Consider the following 16962-nt stretch of genomic DNA (forward strand, 5'->3'; position numbering starts at 1 on the left):
AGTGCTAATACTTGGTTAGCACTCGACGGGCGAGAGTGATAACTGCGATCGCCCTGGAGCGTGACCATAGACGGCCTCGATGAGGTGCTGGAAGTAGGGCGGGACGTGACCGCCGTACCGATGGCATCGTCCGTCGCGGGCATCCGGCCGGCTGAACAAAAAACTCGACGCGGGAGGACTCGCGGAGAATGCCCAAGCTGATTGCTTTCAATGAAGAGGCGCGCCGCGGCCTCGAGCGGGGTATGAACACCCTCGCCGACGCCGTAAAGGTGACGCTTGGCCCGAAGGGCCGCAACGTCGTGCTGGAGAAGAAGTGGGGCGCCCCCACGATCACCAACGACGGTGTTTCGATCGCCAAGGAGATCGAGCTGGAGGACCCGTACGAGAAGATCGGGGCCGAGCTCGTCAAGGAAGTTGCCAAGAAGACGGATGACGTCGCCGGCGACGGCACCACCACGGCGACCGTGCTGGCCCAGGCGCTGGTGCGCGAGGGTCTGCGTAACGTTGCCGCCGGCGCCAACCCGATGGGCCTGAAGAAGGGCATCGAGAAGGCTGTCGAGGCCATCAGCGAGCAGCTGCTGGCCCAGGCGAAGGACGTCGAGACCCGGGAGCAGATCGCTTCCACCGCCTCGATCTCCGCCGCTGACACCCAGGTCGGCCAGATCATCGCCGAGGCGATGGACAAGGTCGGCAAGGAAGGTGTCATCACCGTCGAGGAGAGCAACACCTTCGGTCTCGAGCTCGAGCTCACCGAGGGCATGCGCTTCGACAAGGGCTACATCTCGCCGTACTTCGTGACCGACACCGAGCGGATGGAAGCGGTCCTCGAAGACCCGTACATCCTCGTGGTGAACAGCAAGATCTCGAGCATCAAGGACCTGGTCCCGGTGCTGGAGAAGGTCATGCAGACCGGCAAGCCGCTGGCCATCATCGCCGAGGACCTCGAGGGCGAAGCCCTCGCGACCCTGGTCGTGAACAAGATCAAGGGCACCTTCAAGACCGTCGCCGTCAAGGCGCCGGGCTTCGGTGACCGCCGCAAGGCCATGCTGGTCGACATCGCCGTGCTGACCGGCGGTGAGGTCATCTCCGAGGAGGTCGGCCTCAAGCTCGACACCGTGGACCTGGAGCTGCTCGGCCAGGCCCGCAAGATCGTCGTCACCAAGGACGAGACGACCATCGTCGAGGGTTCGGGCGACGCCGACCAGATCGCCGGCCGGGTGAACCAGATCCGCGCCGAGATCGAGAAGTCGGACTCCGACTACGACCGCGAGAAGCTGCAGGAGCGACTGGCCAAGCTGGCCGGTGGCGTCGCGGTGATCAAGGTCGGCGCGGCCACCGAGGTTGAGCTCAAGGAGCGCAAGCACCGCATCGAGGACGCCGTTCGCAACGCGAAGGCCGCCGTCGAAGAGGGCATCGTCGCCGGTGGCGGCGTGGCGCTGCTGCAGGCTTCGGTCGTCGCGTTCGAGAAGCTGGAGCTCGAGGGTGACGAGGCCACCGGTGCCGCGATCGTGCGGTCCGCGGTCGAGGCTCCGCTGAAGCAGATCGCCTTCAACGCCGGCCTCGAAGGTGGCGTCGTGGTGGAGAAGGTTCGCAACCTCGAGCCGGGCTGGGGCCTCAACGCCGCAACCGGTGAGTACGTGGACCTGATCGCCACCGGCATCATCGACCCGGCGAAGGTCACCCGCTCGGCGCTGCAGAACGCGGCGTCCATCGCGGCGCTGTTCCTCACCACCGAGGCAGTCATCGCCGACAAGCCCGAGAAGGCCGGTGCCGCCGCAGGCGGCGGCGCGCCCGACATGGGCGGCATGGACTTCTGATCTCCTAGAAGTTCGTCTGCAAGACACTGAAGCTGGCCCCGGGCATCCGCCCGGGGCCAGCTTTGTCTGTGCGGCTCCCGCCTCGTGGCGCTGGGCGCCACCTCGGTTTCGGTGGAGATGCTGACGCGATCGACCTGCCGAGTTGTAGTGCCGAGTGGTACTCGCGTTCTGCTGGTTCCGGCCTCGTGGCGCTGGGCGCCACCTCGGTTTCGGTGGAGATGCTGACGCGATCGACCCGTCGAGTTGTAGCGCCGAGTGGTACTCGCGTTCTGCTGGGTCCGGCCTCGTGGCGCTGGGCGCCACCTCGGATTCGGTGGAGATGCTGACGCGATCGACCCCGCCGAGTTGTAGCGCCGAGTGGTACTCGCGTCTCGCTGGGTCCGGCCTCGTGGCGCTGGGCGCCACCTCGGATTCGATGGAGATGCTGACGCGATTGGCTCACTGAGTTGTGGGCCCGAGTAGTGCGTTGTTTGTTCTGTGCCTGCACTCGCCGGTGATCTACCTGGTGTGTTGAGAGACCAACCTGGGCTATCCGGTGTTGTTAGGTGCCGGGTTGCTGTGGCCGGTGTTCGTCTTGGGGTGACGGAGCGGCGAGCGCGACCACCGAGTTCCGGATCAGGTTGAGCCGCGTCGGAGGTCCGGGCGCGTCAGCAGCTGGAGCGGAGCCGAGGTGGCGCGTAGCGCCACGAGGCTGAACTGGCGGCAACCGGCTTGTGGTGTCTGGTGCGGCGTGTCCGCCGAGGTGCCGTTCCACCGTGACGGACAGGCAGCGGTTGGCCAACCGGTGAAAGCTCTTGCGCTGGTCGGCAACAACAGGGCGAAAGCGGCTTCAGCGTCTGGCGGAGCCGAGGTGGTGGGTAGCGCCACCGGCGAGCCGTGAGTATGAGGTGAGAGAAGGCGGTACGGCTGGTACTCAGCCACCGGGAGCGCCGACGGACAGCTACCTCGGCAGCCCGGCGGCCCTGAGCAAGCGCAGTTGACCGATCTCCGCCGCGTTCTTCATCAGTTCGACGTTCACCCAGGCGTACTGGTCCCGGGTGGAGCGGCCGGCTTCCGGAGGCCACGGGAAGACCGCGGGGCGGGCCAGGTGTTCTTCGGGGGTGTCTTCGAGGATGTGCGACCACTGCTCGCGCAGGGCTCGCATCCAGCCGAGGGTTTTGGCTAGGTCGCCGGGCCACAGGATCGCAGTACGGTCAGGCGGTACTGCGCCGCGGGCGTGGGCTGCCGCGGTCGACCACCACCAGCCGATGTGCCAGGTGAGCCAGCCGATCGTCGGGACGGGGATCGGGTCGAGGGGTACGTCGGACCAGTCGGGGCGCCACTGGCCGACGGCGTCCGGGCGGACCGTCCAGTTCAGCGCGGCCGGCTCCCAGAGCAGGTCGTCGGGGGTCAGCCGCTCGAGGTGGTACTCGAACAGTGCCCAGGTCAGCTCGAACTGGTTCCGCAACACCGAATCCGTCACCGGCAAATCATCTCAGCCTTCCGTGCCGACCTCGCGGAAGGTGGACTACGACCCTGCCGCCCGGCTATTCTCGGCGGCAGCGAGAACGACCTCGAGTGGAAGGAGTGACCGATGAAGACCCAAATCTGTACTCCGGCGCTCCCGGTCCGCTCGCTCAGCTCGCACTGAGCGGAGCCGCGCGCCTCTTTCTGGAGGATTCGTGAAGATCCGCACCACCGTCGAGTCAGATCTCGACACCATCCACACCCTGATCGCCGAGCAGTCGCTCAACACCGTCACGCGGCAGCGCTGGGACGAGTACCTGGTCAGCGGCGCCTATCGCCATGACTGGACCTGGGTCGCGGAGGACGACGGCAAGATCATCGCCCTGGCCATCTGGTGGGGCATGGAGCAGTTCGACCACCCGTTCAGCATCGACGGCCTGTACGCCGTACCAGGGGTCGATCGCGTCGCCGTCTGGACCGACCTGATCCGGCACAGCCTCGCCACTATCCCGGCGGAGGCGGAGGAGCCGGAGTACCACATCTTCCTGCCGAACGGTTGGCGTGATCAGCCCGACGTGGTCGCGGAGCTCGAGCCGCGACTCGAAGCTGCAGCCGCCGCCGGACTGTCGGCGCTGACCGAGCGGCTGCGTTACGAGTGGACGCCGTCCGACGGACTCCCGCCACGCTCGACCCGCCTACGCTTCGAGCCGGCCGACGACGAGGCCTTCCTCGAAGCCTTCCGCCGGGTGATCGAGGGCAGCCTTGACGCCGCCACCTTGCGAGCGGTCGCTCGCGTCGGCGTGGAAGGTTCGGCCAAGGAGGACCTCGAGGTCTACCAGTCGATGCCTGGCGAGCGCTCGTGGTGGCGCCTCGCCTACGACGTCGCATCGGGCGAGCTGGTCGGCTTCGCGCTGCCCTCCGCCAACAACGGCGGCCCGGTGGTCGGCTACCTCGGCGTCCTGCCCGAACACCGAGGCCACGGCTACAGCGACGACCTCCTCGCCGAGATCACCCACGTCCTGGTCGAGACCGGCGCCGACCGCATCCGAGCCGACACCGACCTGACCAACAAACCGATGACCGCCGCCTTCGAACGCCTCGGCTACCGCAACCACGCAGTACGAATGGTCGCCAGCTACCCGACAAACTGAACGTCCAGAATCTGAAGGCAAAACCGCCTGTGTGCCAGTTCCAGTCAGGCGCACAGGCGGTTGGCCGCGGCGGCTAGATCGTTTCGTGCTGGACCTTCCACCGGTCGAAGCCTGCAGCCGATCGATGTTCAGGAACGGTTCTGGCGATAGGGAACGGCACGTTTGGGTTGTTCCCCTCGGGTGCTCCCGGACTCGGTTGCCGATGCCCGCTCGTAGTCGGTCAGGATCTGGAAAACCTGAGCGGCTTCGAACAAGCGGTAGCGCTGCTGGCTGCCGACGGGACTGAGGATGCCGGCGCTGACGAACGTCTCCACCGCCGTGAAAGCCGCCGACCGACTGGATCCGGTCAGTCTCATGGCATCTTCCGCGGTGATCACAGGATGGCCGATCAGTTCGGGCAGAAGTCGTTCCGCGGCGCTGCCCTTGCGTGGGCTGAGCGCGGCGCGCCACCCGGTCTCGAGATCGGTCAGACGAGATTGCAAGGCGGCGGCATCCGCGGTGGCCCGCCGGGTGGCGGACAGGAACAGGTCGAGCCAGTCGCGGAGACCGCTCGATGCCGGCTCGCTACCCGGCGCGCCGACGTACCGGAATCTGGAGAGGCCGTCGATATAGGCCGCGGCACGCGTCGCGAGCGCAAGGCTGATGGGTGGGACGAAGTCTTTTGCCAGGCCTCGACGTTTGAGGACGACGTGGATCAGAGCGCGTCCGGTACGTCCGTTGCCGTCGGCGAAGGGATGAATGGTCTCGAACTGCGCATGGACCAGCCCTGCTTGGATCGTGCCGGGCAGGTCGTCCCGGTTGACGAAGACGCAGAGGTCTTCGAGGAGAGCTTCGACATGCTCCGGTGGAGGCGGGACGAAGGCGGCCTGGCAAGGGTTGAAATTGCTCCCCCCGATCCAGTTCTGCTTGGTCCGGATCTGGCCGGCTATCTCCGGTTGGTCCGAGTGCTCCATCAGCGCTCGGTGGATTTCGACCAGATCCCTGACCTCGACCTTGTCGAGCATCGCGACGGACTGGACGGCGTAGTCCATGGCGTGGACGTTGCCGAGTACGGCGTCGGCGGTCGCGTCCTCGCCCTGTGCCCCGGCTGCCACCTTCGCCTCGTGCCGCGCCAGCCGACGGCTGTTGACCTGGAGGCCTTCGATCTTGGAGGAGGCAACGGCCTCCGCACGCAACAGAAACCGGGCGAGCTGCTCGAGATGATGCTCGCCGGGACCTCCGAACGCCGCTAGTGCACGCTCGGTATCGGCGATGTCCGCCGTCAACTCGGCACTGAAATCCAGCGGATGGGCGCTGAGCAGATCAGGCAGGTACGCCGTGTACTCGCACGGCCGCCGGTACTTGCGCGGGCCGTACGCGTCGGGGTTGCCCTGCCAAATCGCTGTGATCTGCCGACTCAACCTGGACCTCTTCCTCATCTAAGTCCAGGTTGTTTGTCTAACCTGGACTTAGAGAAATACTAGTCCAGGTTCGACAGGTCGCACGTCAGGCCTGGCCGGCTTGTTCCTCGGGGGTGGACTTGCGGACCACCAGGCGGGTCCAGGCGCCGACGTAGACGCGGTCGTCGGTGTTGAGTTCGCGGCGTTGACCGGCAGGGATGGGGTCTTCGGGGAGGGGGCCGGAGGAAGGGCCGACGAAGGTGCCGTTGGAGGACTGGAGGTCTTCCACCCACCAGCGCTGGCCGTCGGTGGTCAGCTGGGCCTGACGGCGGCTCACGCCGGTGTCTTCGCCGCAGTCGATCTCCGGGGTGATGCCGCGGCTCTTGGACGGGCGCCCGACCAGCACGCTCTTGGCGGTCACGGGGATGACTGCCGGCAGTCCCGGGGACGGGCACGGGTCGTCGCTCTGCTGTACCTCGTACCAGTCCGGGTCTACCCAGCGTTCGACCACCCAGTCAGCGACCTCCTGCGGGGCGGGCGGGACCGGGGGCGGCGTACCGAGGTCGAGGGACGAAGCGGGACGCGGCATGGTGCCGGTGGTGTAGTCGTAGCCGCAGTTTTCGCAGAACAGCGCGTCCGGGGCGGCCGGGTCCGAGCAGTTCGGGCAGGCCTGGGTTGCCGGCGCAGGAGGCGCTGCCGGAGCGGAGGCGCCGCCATCGAGAGCAGACGAGCCGCCCAGGCCCGACGAAGTACCGGCCGGCGATGCACCGGCGGGTGAGCCGCCTGCGGCCGAAGCGCCGGCGGCCGGGATCGGCAGGCCGCAGACGTCGCAGTAGTCGGTGGAGACGGACGGGTGCCCGCTCGGACACGTCACTGAGGTCATTTCTTCACCCGGGTGGTCTTGGTGGAGGCGGTGTCGAGGGCCATCTCGTCGGCCTTCTCGACGGTGCGCTTGAGCCGCACGGTGCCGTTGTCCTGGTCGTCGATGTCGACCACCTTACGGAGCCGGGTGGTGGCCTCCTCGTTGCCGGTCTGCGCGGCGAGCTGCACCGCGCGGCCGAGCTTGGTGGTCGCGGTCGCGGTGTCGCCGGCGGCCTTCGCGGCGAGGCCCTCCTGGATCGCGTCGGCCAGTTCGGTCTGCCCGGTGTAGTGGGCGACCTCCGGGCTGATCCGGGTCGTCAGTGCCTCGTCCTCCGACCACAGCGCCCGCACCAGACCCTGCGCGACGATGTCGGTGCCGATCGCCAGCTGCACCCGCGCCGCGAGCTGCTCCTGGCCGATTCCCTTGGCCGCGAGCCGGACCGCCACGTGGTAGTCGCGGGACTCGTCACCCCACGAGCCGGTCGGGTAGGCGCTGGTCAGCGCGTTCACCTCGGTACGCCGGCCCGTGAGGTCGTCCACCGTCGGGGCGACCTGCCGGACGAACAGCACCTGCGCGCCCTGCGGAGCCCAGACCCGCATCTCGGCCTGCGCGACGCCCTTGCTCATCGCGTTCTGGATGATCTTGGCGAACTCGGCGGCGAGCTGGTCCTGCGCCGGGATGATGTCGACCGTGCCGAGCAGCGCGGTCGCGATCCGGCGTACCTCGTCGACCTGCCAGGCGACGCCGACGCCGCGGCAGTCGCACTGGAACTGGCCGGTGACGGCCTGGATGGTCTGGGTCAGCACCTCCGGCGACTCGTGCTGGTTCTCGCCGTCGGTGAGCAGCAGGGCGTGCTTCTGGGTCAGCGTCGGCACGGTCGCGAAGACCCGCGAGGCGAGCCGCAGCCAGGTGCCCATCGCGGTTCCGCCGTCGGCGTAGAAGCGCGACACCGCGTCCTTGGCCGCCTGCCGGGTGAACTGGTCCATCCGCACCATCACCGGCTCCGGCGACGGCGGGAAAGCCAGCTGGGCCCGGTCGTTGCCGGAGATCACCGCGAACCAGACCCCGTCGAGGATCTGGTCCAGCGCGGTCTGCGCGGCGAACGCCGCCGCCCGCACGCCCTCGGCGCCCATCGAGCCGGAGGTGTCGACGATGATGATCTCGCCCGCGTCGCCGCTGCCGGACTGGCCGGCCGAGCCCGCGCCGCTGCAGGACACCGTGACGATCGCGTGGACGTCGGTGCCGCCGTCGGGCAGGAACTCGTTCTGGTACACGGTGGCGGAGAACTCGGCCATCTCAGGCGTCCTTTCGATGAAGCGACAAGAGCGAAATCAGTAACAAGCGGTGGTGATCAGATCCGGGCGAGGGCGACGGTGATGTTGTCCTGGCCGCCCTGGGCGTTGGCCCAGTCGACCAGCGCGGAAGCGGTGGCCAGCGGCTCGCCACCGTTGGCCGCAGCGGTCTGACGGACCAGGTCAGCCAGCGGTGCCGCCTCGGAACAGTAGTTCCACAGGCCGTCCGAGCAGGCCATCAACCAGCCGGGTCCGCTGACCTTCAGCGTCGTAGTACGAGGTGTGTGGTCCGGAGCGTCCTTACCCAGCCAGCGGGTGATCGCATGTGCTTGCGGGCCCGTCTCAGCCTCGTGCCGCGGTACGCCGGTCGCGATCAGCTCGGCCGCCCAGGAGTCGTCCACAGTCAGCCCGACTGCTTCGGCGTTGTCCGGGAACCAGTACGCGCGACTGTCACCGACCACGCCGGCCACCAGCAGGTCACCCTCGAGCACAGTGGCCACGAACGTGCAGGAGGCCGGATTCGGGCTGTCCGGCGAAGTGTTCTCCAGTACTGCGTCGCTAGCGGCATCCGCGGCAGCCTTGAGCCGCGCGATCACCGCACTGTTGCGGGAGGACTCAGTGCCCATCCCTTGTGCGTTGCCGGCGACCAGTACGTCGCGTGCGGCGCGCGCGGCGGCTAGGCTGGCCACGTCGGAGTCCAGCGAGGAGCTGACCCCGTCGCAGACCACCAGCAGGGCGCGGCTGCCCGGCTCTTGATCGGCAGCGATCGCCACGGCGTCCTCGTTACGGCTGTGCCGGATGCCTCGATCGCAGACGGCCGCCACCCAAGGAGCGGGCTGCTCGCTGAAGTGGTCACGCGGCTTGGTCGCCTTCGTGCCGCAGTTCTCGCAGTATCCGTCGGAGCTGATCGCCCCGCCGCAGGAGCGGCAGGGACCGGGGGCTGCCTCGGCACCGCGCGCCGCGGCGCCCGGGTGCAGCTCGACCGTCGGCTCGGTGTCGGTGTCGATCGCGGTGGTGCCCGGCGCGCTGGGCGTGAGCTGTGCTCCGCACGCCTCGCAGAAGAGGTCGGCGTCGGAGATCGGTCCACCGCAGCTGGGGCAGGCCGTCTGGGTCGTACTCGTCATCGCAGCGTCCATCCTCGAACATCGTTGGCCAGGTCGACCAGGGCGATCCGTTCCTGCCGGTTGCGCGCATGCCCGGCGAGTTCACGGTAAGCCGCTTCCAGGCCGTCCCGCAGTTCCGGCTCGACCGCTTCCCGGCCGGCGATCTTCAGTCCGGGCTGTGGGCCCTTGCCGAGGACCTCGTCCAGGGCGGTCCGGAACACGTTCGCGGTCAGGTTCGCCCGGTCCAGCGGGTCGATCGTCACGCTCTCGAGATTGCTCATCGCTTCGGCCAGCGCGGGCAGCCCACGCCCCGATCCTGCCAGCAGACCGGCTCGCATCCGGCGAGCCCGGACGAACGACCCGCTGGTCGGCGGCACCAGGTCCAGGGCGTTGACGGCTCCGTCGAGGTCGCCGCGGGCCGAGCGGATCGCCGCCAGCCCGAACGCGGAGGGGGCGATGTAGTTGGCGTCGGTGCGGGCGCAGGTCAGGTAGAGACCCTCCGCCACGTCGTACTCGCCGCTGATCTCGCAGGAGACGGCCAGTGCGAGCTTCGGCGCCAGCTCGCCCGGCACCTGGCCGTAGACGGCATTGAACGCCGACTGTGCGGCAGCGGCGTCGTTGCGGGCCAGTGCGACCAGTCCGGACATCCAGACCGCCCGCCACTCCCACGGGTCCGCCGCGAGCAGGTCGGTGACCGCGGTGTCGACCATTTCGTACCGCGAGGGCCCGATCTCCAGCGCCGTCTGGGCGATCTCCAGCAGGATCTGCGCGGAGGACTCGGGCGCGTCGACCAGCAACTCGAGCCGCTTCTCCGGGTCGGGCACGCTGACGGTCTTCAGCCAGCCGGCCATCTTGTCGCTGTCGTCGGTGGCCAGCGACGGCAGCCGCCGCCACGGTTCGGCCGCGTCGCCCAGCCCTGCGGCGAGGTCGCCGGGGCTGCCGAACAGGATCGACGACGTGGAGTGCTGGGCCGCCTTGACGCCCTGCCGGTCGGCGACCACCTCCCGCAGTACGCCGAGCAGCTGGACCCGGAACTCGTCGGCCGACACGAAGCGGTCAGCGGGGTCGGGCGCGCAGGCCTTCACCAGCAGCCGGTAGACCGAGTCGTACTGCTGGAACAGCGGCACCTCGGACACCGGCGGCAGCGAGCCGACGTACCGCGACTGGTAGCCGCGGAACTCGAACGCGAGCACGCAGAGCGTCCGGCCGAGGGTGTAGATGTCCGAGGCGATCGACGGGCCGACCTCGGCCACCTCCGGTGCCTGGAAGCCGACCGTGCCGTAGATGGCCGAGTCCATGTCGTCGATCCGCCGGACCCCGCCCAGGTCGATCAGCTTGACCGCGTCGCCGACCTGGATGATGTTGTCCGGCTTGAAGTCGCAGTAGACCAGGCCCAGGTCGTGCAGGTAGGAGAAGGCCGGCATGATCTCGAGCAGGTAGGCGATCGCCTGGTCGACCGGCAGCGCGTCGTACTGGTTGTTGTTGGCCTGCATCCGGGACTTGAGCAGCGTCTTCAGCGAGGTGCCGCCGACGTACTCCATCACGATGTAGCCGGCACCGTCGTGGGTGACGAAGTTGTAGATCTCGACGATCAGCGGGTGCTCGACCCGGGCCAGGAACTGCTGCTCGGCGATCGCGGCCGCGACGGCGTCGGGGTCCTCGGAGTTCAGCAGACCCTTCAGCACCACCCAGCGGTTGGACACGTTCTGGTCCTGGGCCATGTAGATCCAGCCGAAGCCGCCGTGGGCCAGGCAGCCGCGCACCAGGTACTGGCCGCCGACGAGGTCGCCGTCCTTCAGCTTGGGCGAGAACGAGAACGGGTTGCGGCACTTCGGGCAGAAGCCGTCGGTCCGGCCGGGCTGGTCGCCCCGCGAGCGGCCGACCGGGTTGCCGCAGCTAGGACAGTTGCGGCGCTCCTCGGGGACCATCGGGTTGGCCAGGATCGCCTTGCTGGCGTCGATCGCGGGGATCGGCGGTACGTGGGTCAGACCGGCGCCCAGCCTTGCCCCGCGCAGGCGGGTGGACGAAGTACCGAGGCGGCGGGTCAGCTTGGAGCCGGCCGCGGTGGCGCGGGCCGAGCCGAGTGGCGTCGACGCCAGCCGGTTGGAGGCACGGGAGACGGTAGAGGCGGTACTGATCGGGTCTGGCGCAGAGGCGGTGACTGATCCACCGCCACTGCCGGGGGTGCCACAGACATCGCAGTAGCCATCTACAACAGTCCCTGAACAGCCAGGCTGACTGCAGCGGCCCAGTTGTGTGGTTGCACTGGCAGTAGGAGCTACGGCGGCGGCAGCGGCAGGAGAGCCGCACACATCGCAGTAGCCGTCCAGGATCGAGCCGGTACAACCCGGCTGCGTGCAGGCGTTGGTCGTCATGTCGTCACTCCCAGATACGTCTGGTACGCCGCCACGAGCGCGCCGAGCCGAACCAGGTCCACCGGTTCCGCGTCGAGCACCTCCCGGCCGCGTCGATAGAGCTCTGCCAGGTCATCGGTGGTTCCAGTGGTCCGGGGGACGCTGCCGGCTTTCACCTGGTACGCGTCCAGCCGCCCGGCCAACTCGTCCTTGCGCTCCAGCGCGGAACCGTACGCCGTCTGCGCCTGACCCAGCGCACGCCGTACGGCGTCCAGGCGGGTCAGGTATTTCTCCAGCTCGGCCGGGGTGTTCGGAACCGGGCCCAGCGCGGTGACATCGGGTACGGCGAGTCGCGGCGCGGGCGACACGGTGGCGACGCACCGGTCCGCGAGCGCCCGAACAGCCTGCCCCTGCGCCTCGAGCTCGGTCCGTACGGCGCGGGCGCGGGCCACGTCGGCCGCCCGCTCCCGCCGGGTCGCGGCGCCGACGATCAGGTCGCGTTCGTTGTGCGCGGCATCGATCTCCAGTGGGCCGATCAGCCCGCCGATGTCGGCGCCGCGCTTGGCCCGCTCGGTCAGGTCGGTGACCCGGCGGTCGAGATCGTGGTGCTTCGCGATCGCCGCGTTGCGGGTCGCGGCCGGCTCGATCGCGACCAGGTCCTTGATCCGCTCGACCTGCGCCCGCAACTGACGCAGCCGCGCGGCCAGGTCGGCGTCGCCCGGCTCGAGCGCGAGTCTGGCCCGCAGCGTCGAGGCCAGCGCGTCCGACAAAGTGCATGCCTCAGGCAACGAAACGGCGAGCGAGCCGGCCGCGTCGCCGGTGTCCAGCCCACCCCAGATCAGGGTGGAGATCCGCTCGGTCTCGGTCGGCCCGACCCGGCCGGAGTCCCAGGTGACCAGGATCAGCTCGTACCGGTCCGAGACCGCCTTCCAGACCGCCATCGCCAGCACGACGTCGCCACTGAGGTCGTCGGCCTCGGCCGACCGCAGGGCGGCCTGGTCGAGCTCGTCCAGTTCCGCCCGGCGCCGGTCACGCCAGCTGCCGAGCTCGGACAGGAACGCCAGCAGATCCTGGGCCGGGATGCTGCTGCCGATCCGTCCCGGCGGCTGCGGCGCGGTGGCCGTGGGGGTGCCTACTGTCATTCTTCGACTCTGCCGTAGACCGGCACCGGCGGCACCCCGGGAACCTTGAGATTCGGCAGCAGCCACTTGTCGTACGACGCCTTCCAGCGGCCGTCGGCCTTCATCTGCGCGAGCACACCATTGACGAACCGGACGAAGTCGACCTGGTCCTTGTTGATGCCCAGACCGTACGGCTCGTCGCTGATCTTGAGGGCCTTCGTGACCCGCGCGTACGGGTCCTGGGCCGCGTCACCGGCCAGCACGGTGTCGTCGCCGGAGATGCCGACCACCTTGCCCTGCTGGAACAGCACCAGACAGCCGGTGTCGGTGTCGGCGGTGACCGGGATGATCTCGGGATTGGCCTTCACCATGTTGTCGTAGCTGGTCGAGCCGGCCGGGGTGCAGACCTTCTGGCCGCTCAGCTCGGCCAGCGACTCCGCCTTCATGTCGTTGCGGACCAGCAGCTTCTGGCCGGAGCGGTAGTACTCCGCGGAGAAGGCGATCTCCTTCCAGCGGGCACAGTTGATCGTCATGTTGCGCGCGACGATGTCGACGGCCCCCGGCTGCCGCCGCGCGGCCAGCACCGGCAGCCGTTGCGGGCTGGAGATGACCCGCAGCTCGACCTTGGTCTCGTCGCCGAAGATCGCTTTGGCGACGGCCTTGATCATGTCGATGTCGAAGCCCTCGATCTCACCCGTCAGCGGGTTGCGGGAGCCGAGGTTGAGGCTGTCGGCCGAGACTCCGGCGACCAGCCGGCCGTGGGACTTGATCTTGGCCATCGTGGATTCGGCCGGCATCGTTCCGCCCGGCACCGGCAGCCCGGCCGGGTCCGGGGCGTAGGACTGCAAGGGGTTGTCGCAGTCCTGCACGGGCGGGGTGCCTGGCTTCGCCGGCGCAGGCGTCGGCTTCACGGGCACCGGAGTGGCGTCGTACGAGCCGGAGCCGCACGCGGTGGCCGCGAACAGTAGAGCGAGCGAACCGGCGATCAGACGGGTCTTGTTCATCGGTACTCCTCCAGTCGCTGGGAGAAGCCCCAGGCGGCGAGCAGGGCGGTGACGATCCCGATCGGCAGGCCGAGCCAGCCGAGTACGCCGAGCGAGCCGCCGGCGGCGTCCAGTTCGGACTGGGTCGCGTCGCTGAGGTTGGCGAGCCGGTCGGCGGAGGACTTGTCGAAGGCGGCGAAGGCCGCGTTGGAGGTCGACCGGCCGGTGCCGATCGCCAGGTCGACCGCGCCGTCCCAGTTGCCCTTGTCGTCGAGCCCGCGGATCTTCTCGTGCGCGGCCTTGTAGGCCTTCCACTGCCGCTCCACCGCAGGGCTGGTGGAACCGCCGCGGAGCAGTTGCTCGTCGACGGTGGCCGCGGACTTCTTCCAGGCCTCCTCGAACGCCGTCCCCGAACCGCGGGCAATCAGCGTCAGGCTCTCGTTCGACTTCGCGTCGTACGCCGCGATCCGGGCCTGCGACAGCGCGAGGGTGTCGGCGTAGGAGATGTCGCGGGTCTCCTTGGCCGAGTTCGAGGCGCCGGCGAGCGAGCCGCCCCCGATGACCAGAGTGAGCAGGACGACGACCGCGGCGGCCGCGATGGGGACGTTCAGATAGCGGTGGGTGCGCTGCGCCAGCCACCACAGCGACGCGACGAGCGCGGCCAGCGCGAGCAGGCTGCCCGCGACCAGCCAGATTCCGCCTCGGTCGATCCCGTCGAACTCGCTGTCGACGCGGGCCTGGTTGGCCTTGACCAGTTCGCTCAGCACCGGCAGCGAGTCCTGCTGCAGGGTCGCGCTGGCGTCCTTCAGGTACTGCGAACCGAGCGGCAGACCCTGGCGGTTGTTCGCCCGGGCCTGCTCGATCAGGCCCTGGTAGGTGAGCAGCGTGACGTTGAGCGCGCCGAGCGCCTGCTGGTCGGCGGGCTGCGCGGTGGCGGCCTCGGCGATCAGCTTGGCGGCGGTGTTCAGCGAGTCGGTGAAGTGCTGACGCTGGGCCGGCGGCTCCAGACCGCCGACCAGGAAGGCGTTGGTGGCGTCGGCGTTCGCGCTGACCAGGTTGGTGTGGATCGCCTGGATCCGGACCAGCTGGGCGGTGTTGGCCTCGGCGCGGCTCAGGGCGCCGTCGGACTGGTTGAAGCCCTGGGCGGCGGTGAGTCCGAAGACCACGCTGACCACGGCGGCGATGATGAGCAGCGCGCGCATCCGGCCCGGCGTACCGTCGAACCAGGTGGCGACCCGGCCCAGTGGCTGTCGTGCGACCGGCGACTGCGGTCGCGGACCCGGCGCCGCGGCCTGCGGAACCACCGGCGCTCTGGTCGCGGGGGGCGCACTGGCTGTCTGTGTCACGCCGTCTCTCCTTGCTCGGGCCCAAGCTCAGGTGCGGAGTCTTCGGTGGCCTTCTCGATCGTCACTTCTGCCGTACTGCGTTCGCCTTCGGGGTGCAGCTCCTCGTCGGTCAGGTCCGCGGCGAGGATCTGACGCAACTGCTCGGTGGTCGGTGCCGTCACGTCGCGCAGCCGCCAGGCGTGCCGGCCGATCGCGGCCTCCAGCATGTTGCGCGCGAACCGGCCGTTGCCGAACGAGCGGTCCCGCCGGGTCGAGGCGAGCACGACCTCGAACTGGTCCAGTGCCTCGGGCGTCAGCTCGTAGTCGGCGCCCTTCGCCAGGCCGGTCAGGATGTCGGTCAGCTCTTCGTCGGTGTAGTCCTCGAAGCCGATCGTGGTCCGGAACCGGCTGGCCAGCCCGGGGTTCGCGGCGATGAAGTCCTCCATCGGCTCCGGATAGCCGGCCACGATGACGACCAGGTCGTCGCGCCGGTCCTCCATCTCCTTGACCAGGGTGTCGACGGCCTCGCGCCCGTACTGGTCGGCGCCCAGCTCACCGGCGGTGAGGCTGTACGCCTCGTCGATGAACAGCACGCCACCGGCCGCGGACGCGACCACTTCAGCGGTCTTGGTGGCGGTCTGGCCGAGATAGCCGGCGACGAGCTCGGAGCGATCCACCTCGATCAGCTGTCCCTTGGAGAGCAGGCCGAGTGCCTTGTAGATGCCGCTGACCAACCGGGCCACGGTGGTCTTGCCGGTGCCGGGGTTGCCGGTGAAGACCAGGTGCCGGGTGATGGTCGGACTCTTCAGACCGGCCTCGGCACGTAGCTTCTCGACCCGCAGTACGGCGACCTGGCGGTGTACCTCCCGCTTGACCTTCTCCAGGCCGGTCAGGTCGTCCAGCTCCGCCAGCAGTTCCTCGACGCTCCGCTCAGGCACTGCCTCAACGGCGGCTTGCTGCGCTGCGCTTTCTACTGCGCCTGCGACGCTGCTTGTCCCTGCGCCAGTGGAGCTACCGGCGGTGCCCGCATGGCCGGGGGTGAGCGCATTGGCCGGGCTCGGCGGGCCGCCGGCCTCCAGGCGTCTCGCGCCTGCTGCCTGCAGTTGGGCGGCCGCTGCGACCGACGCGTTGCCGATGACTCGCATGGTCGGCTCGCCGAGGGTGCAGGCGGCTGAGGCGACCTCGGCCAGCGCTTCGGCGTACGGGACCTTCTCTGCGGAGCCCCGCGCCACCAGGTCGGTCAGTACTGCGGTCGGAGCGCCTCGCCAGCGACGCCCGCGTACTGCGGAGTCGAAGAAGTCCTGCGTTCCTGCACCCGGTGTCACCGACGCCCAGTCGGCCGGAGCGCCCGGCGCCGACTCAGCCAGCGCAGCGGCCAGCGACAGCGCCTCGGCCCGCGCGACGTCCTCTGCGACGCCCGCCCGTGTAGCGACCGTCAGCAGAGCCGACAGTGCGTCCTGCAGCGAAGTACCCCCCGCGCTGCTCATGCGTCTCCTCGTCCAGCTGGTGGTTGTAACGGACCGGACCCGGTGTCGGGTGGCGGCGTCGAATGGGTCGGGCCCAGGGCGAGACTGCCACCGGTCGACCCGGTGCCGAACTTCTCCTGCAGGAACCTGCCGTGCGCGATGAGGGCCTCGGCGTCGTGCCGGTTCACCGCGTCGAACACCTTGTCCATCGTCGACCCCAGCAGGTCCAGCTGGTCGATCAGGATCATCAGCGAGGTCTTGCCGCGGTCCACCGGCCGGCTGTCGGCCCACTGCCGGGGGAGTCGCAAATACCCGCCGATGGCCTCCGGCAGGTAGTCGGTCGCGGTCGCCATCACGGAGTACGCGTGGGCGCTGCCACCCAGGTTGCCGAGCCGGGGGACGGTCTCGCGGACGATCCGGACCACTCTGTTGACCCGCGACGCCACCACGGCCGGTACGGCGCCGTCGGCGACCAGCTGCTCGACCCTGACCAGGGCCTGCAGCAGGTCGTCGTTGGTGGGCGCGCGGGGGATCGGGGCAGGCTCGGGCTCCGCCTTGCGACCGGTCAGTCGCGCGAAGAAGTCACCCAGCGCCATGCAATGCCCGCTCCCCGGTCGAAGGTGTCAGTTGAAGGGTCAGTTCGAGGGGTCGGCTCGAAGGTCT

At 69.1% G+C, this 16962-nt stretch carries 13 protein-coding genes; 2 read left to right on the top strand and 11 right to left on the bottom strand.

Annotation, left to right across the window (positions count from 1 at the left end):
* Nucleotides 1-188 precede the first annotated feature (188 nt).
* A complete protein-coding gene (gene groL, locus OX958_RS06940; RefSeq protein WP_270136333.1) occupies nucleotides 189-1817 on the top strand; it encodes a chaperonin GroEL in 1629 nt (542 codons plus the stop codon).
* Between the two features lie 940 nt (nucleotides 1818-2757).
* On the opposite strand, the gene OX958_RS06945 is transcribed toward groL, so the two are convergent.
* Entirely contained in the window at nucleotides 2758-3279 is a 522-nt protein-coding gene (locus OX958_RS06945; RefSeq protein ID WP_270136334.1) for a DinB family protein, read from the bottom strand.
* A 199-nt stretch (nucleotides 3280-3478) separates the two neighbouring features.
* Here OX958_RS06945 and OX958_RS06950 point away from each other — a divergent pair, with 199 nt between their 5' ends.
* Complete coding sequence (locus OX958_RS06950) at nucleotides 3479-4414, top strand: GNAT family N-acetyltransferase (RefSeq protein WP_270136335.1); 936 nt, start codon at nucleotides 3479-3481, stop codon at nucleotides 4412-4414.
* A 128-nt stretch (nucleotides 4415-4542) separates the two neighbouring features.
* Here the strand turns inward: OX958_RS06950 and OX958_RS06955 are convergent, their stop codons facing one another.
* The 10 genes from OX958_RS06955 to OX958_RS07000 all read right to left on the bottom strand — a co-directional run bounded on the left by OX958_RS06955 (nucleotide 4543) and on the right by OX958_RS07000 (nucleotide 16895).
* On the bottom strand, nucleotides 4543-5814 hold the full coding sequence (locus OX958_RS06955; RefSeq protein WP_270136336.1) for a Fic family protein: 1272 nt from the start codon (nucleotides 5812-5814) through the stop codon (nucleotides 4543-4545).
* 85 nt (nucleotides 5815-5899) lie between these two features.
* A complete protein-coding gene (locus OX958_RS06960; RefSeq protein WP_270136337.1) occupies nucleotides 5900-6676 on the bottom strand; it encodes an FHA domain-containing protein in 777 nt (258 codons plus the stop codon).
* The gene (locus OX958_RS06965) at nucleotides 6673-7950 is read right to left on the bottom strand and encodes a vWA domain-containing protein (RefSeq protein ID WP_270136338.1); all 1278 of its coding nucleotides are present in this window, start codon (nucleotides 7948-7950) and stop codon (nucleotides 6673-6675) included. The genes OX958_RS06960 and OX958_RS06965 overlap by 4 nt, the downstream gene beginning before the upstream one ends.
* Before the next feature lie 56 nt (nucleotides 7951-8006).
* Nucleotides 8007-9071, bottom strand: a complete 1065-nt coding sequence (locus OX958_RS06970; RefSeq protein ID WP_270136339.1) for a PP2C family serine/threonine-protein phosphatase — start codon at nucleotides 9069-9071, stop codon at nucleotides 8007-8009.
* On the bottom strand, nucleotides 9068-11425 hold the full coding sequence (locus OX958_RS06975; RefSeq protein WP_270136340.1) for a serine/threonine-protein kinase: 2358 nt from the start codon (nucleotides 11423-11425) through the stop codon (nucleotides 9068-9070). Before OX958_RS06975 ends, OX958_RS06970 begins: the two co-directional genes overlap by 4 nt.
* Entirely contained in the window at nucleotides 11422-12546 is a 1125-nt protein-coding gene (locus tag OX958_RS06980; protein WP_270136342.1) for a hypothetical protein, read from the bottom strand. Before OX958_RS06980 ends, OX958_RS06975 begins: the two co-directional genes overlap by 4 nt.
* Nucleotides 12543-13529 (bottom strand): glutamate ABC transporter substrate-binding protein, encoded by a 987-nt coding sequence (locus OX958_RS06985; protein ID WP_270136343.1) that lies wholly within the window; start codon nucleotides 13527-13529, stop codon nucleotides 12543-12545. Before OX958_RS06985 ends, OX958_RS06980 begins: the two co-directional genes overlap by 4 nt.
* On the bottom strand, nucleotides 13526-14854 hold the full coding sequence (locus OX958_RS06990) for a hypothetical protein (RefSeq protein ID WP_270136344.1): 1329 nt from the start codon (nucleotides 14852-14854) through the stop codon (nucleotides 13526-13528). The genes OX958_RS06985 and OX958_RS06990 overlap by 4 nt, the downstream gene beginning before the upstream one ends.
* Entirely contained in the window at nucleotides 14851-16320 is a 1470-nt protein-coding gene (locus OX958_RS06995; protein ID WP_270136345.1) for an AAA family ATPase, read from the bottom strand. The genes OX958_RS06990 and OX958_RS06995 overlap by 4 nt, the downstream gene beginning before the upstream one ends.
* Nucleotides 16317-16895 carry a hypothetical protein gene (locus OX958_RS07000; RefSeq protein WP_270136346.1) on the bottom strand — a complete coding sequence of 193 codons (579 nt, stop codon included), beginning with the start codon at nucleotides 16893-16895 and terminating at the stop codon, nucleotides 16317-16319. Before OX958_RS07000 ends, OX958_RS06995 begins: the two co-directional genes overlap by 4 nt.
* Nucleotides 16896-16962 lie beyond the last annotated feature (67 nt).

This window comes from Kribbella sp. CA-293567 (genome assembly GCF_027627575.1).
Lineage (GTDB): Bacteria > Actinomycetota > Actinomycetes > Propionibacteriales > Kribbellaceae > Kribbella.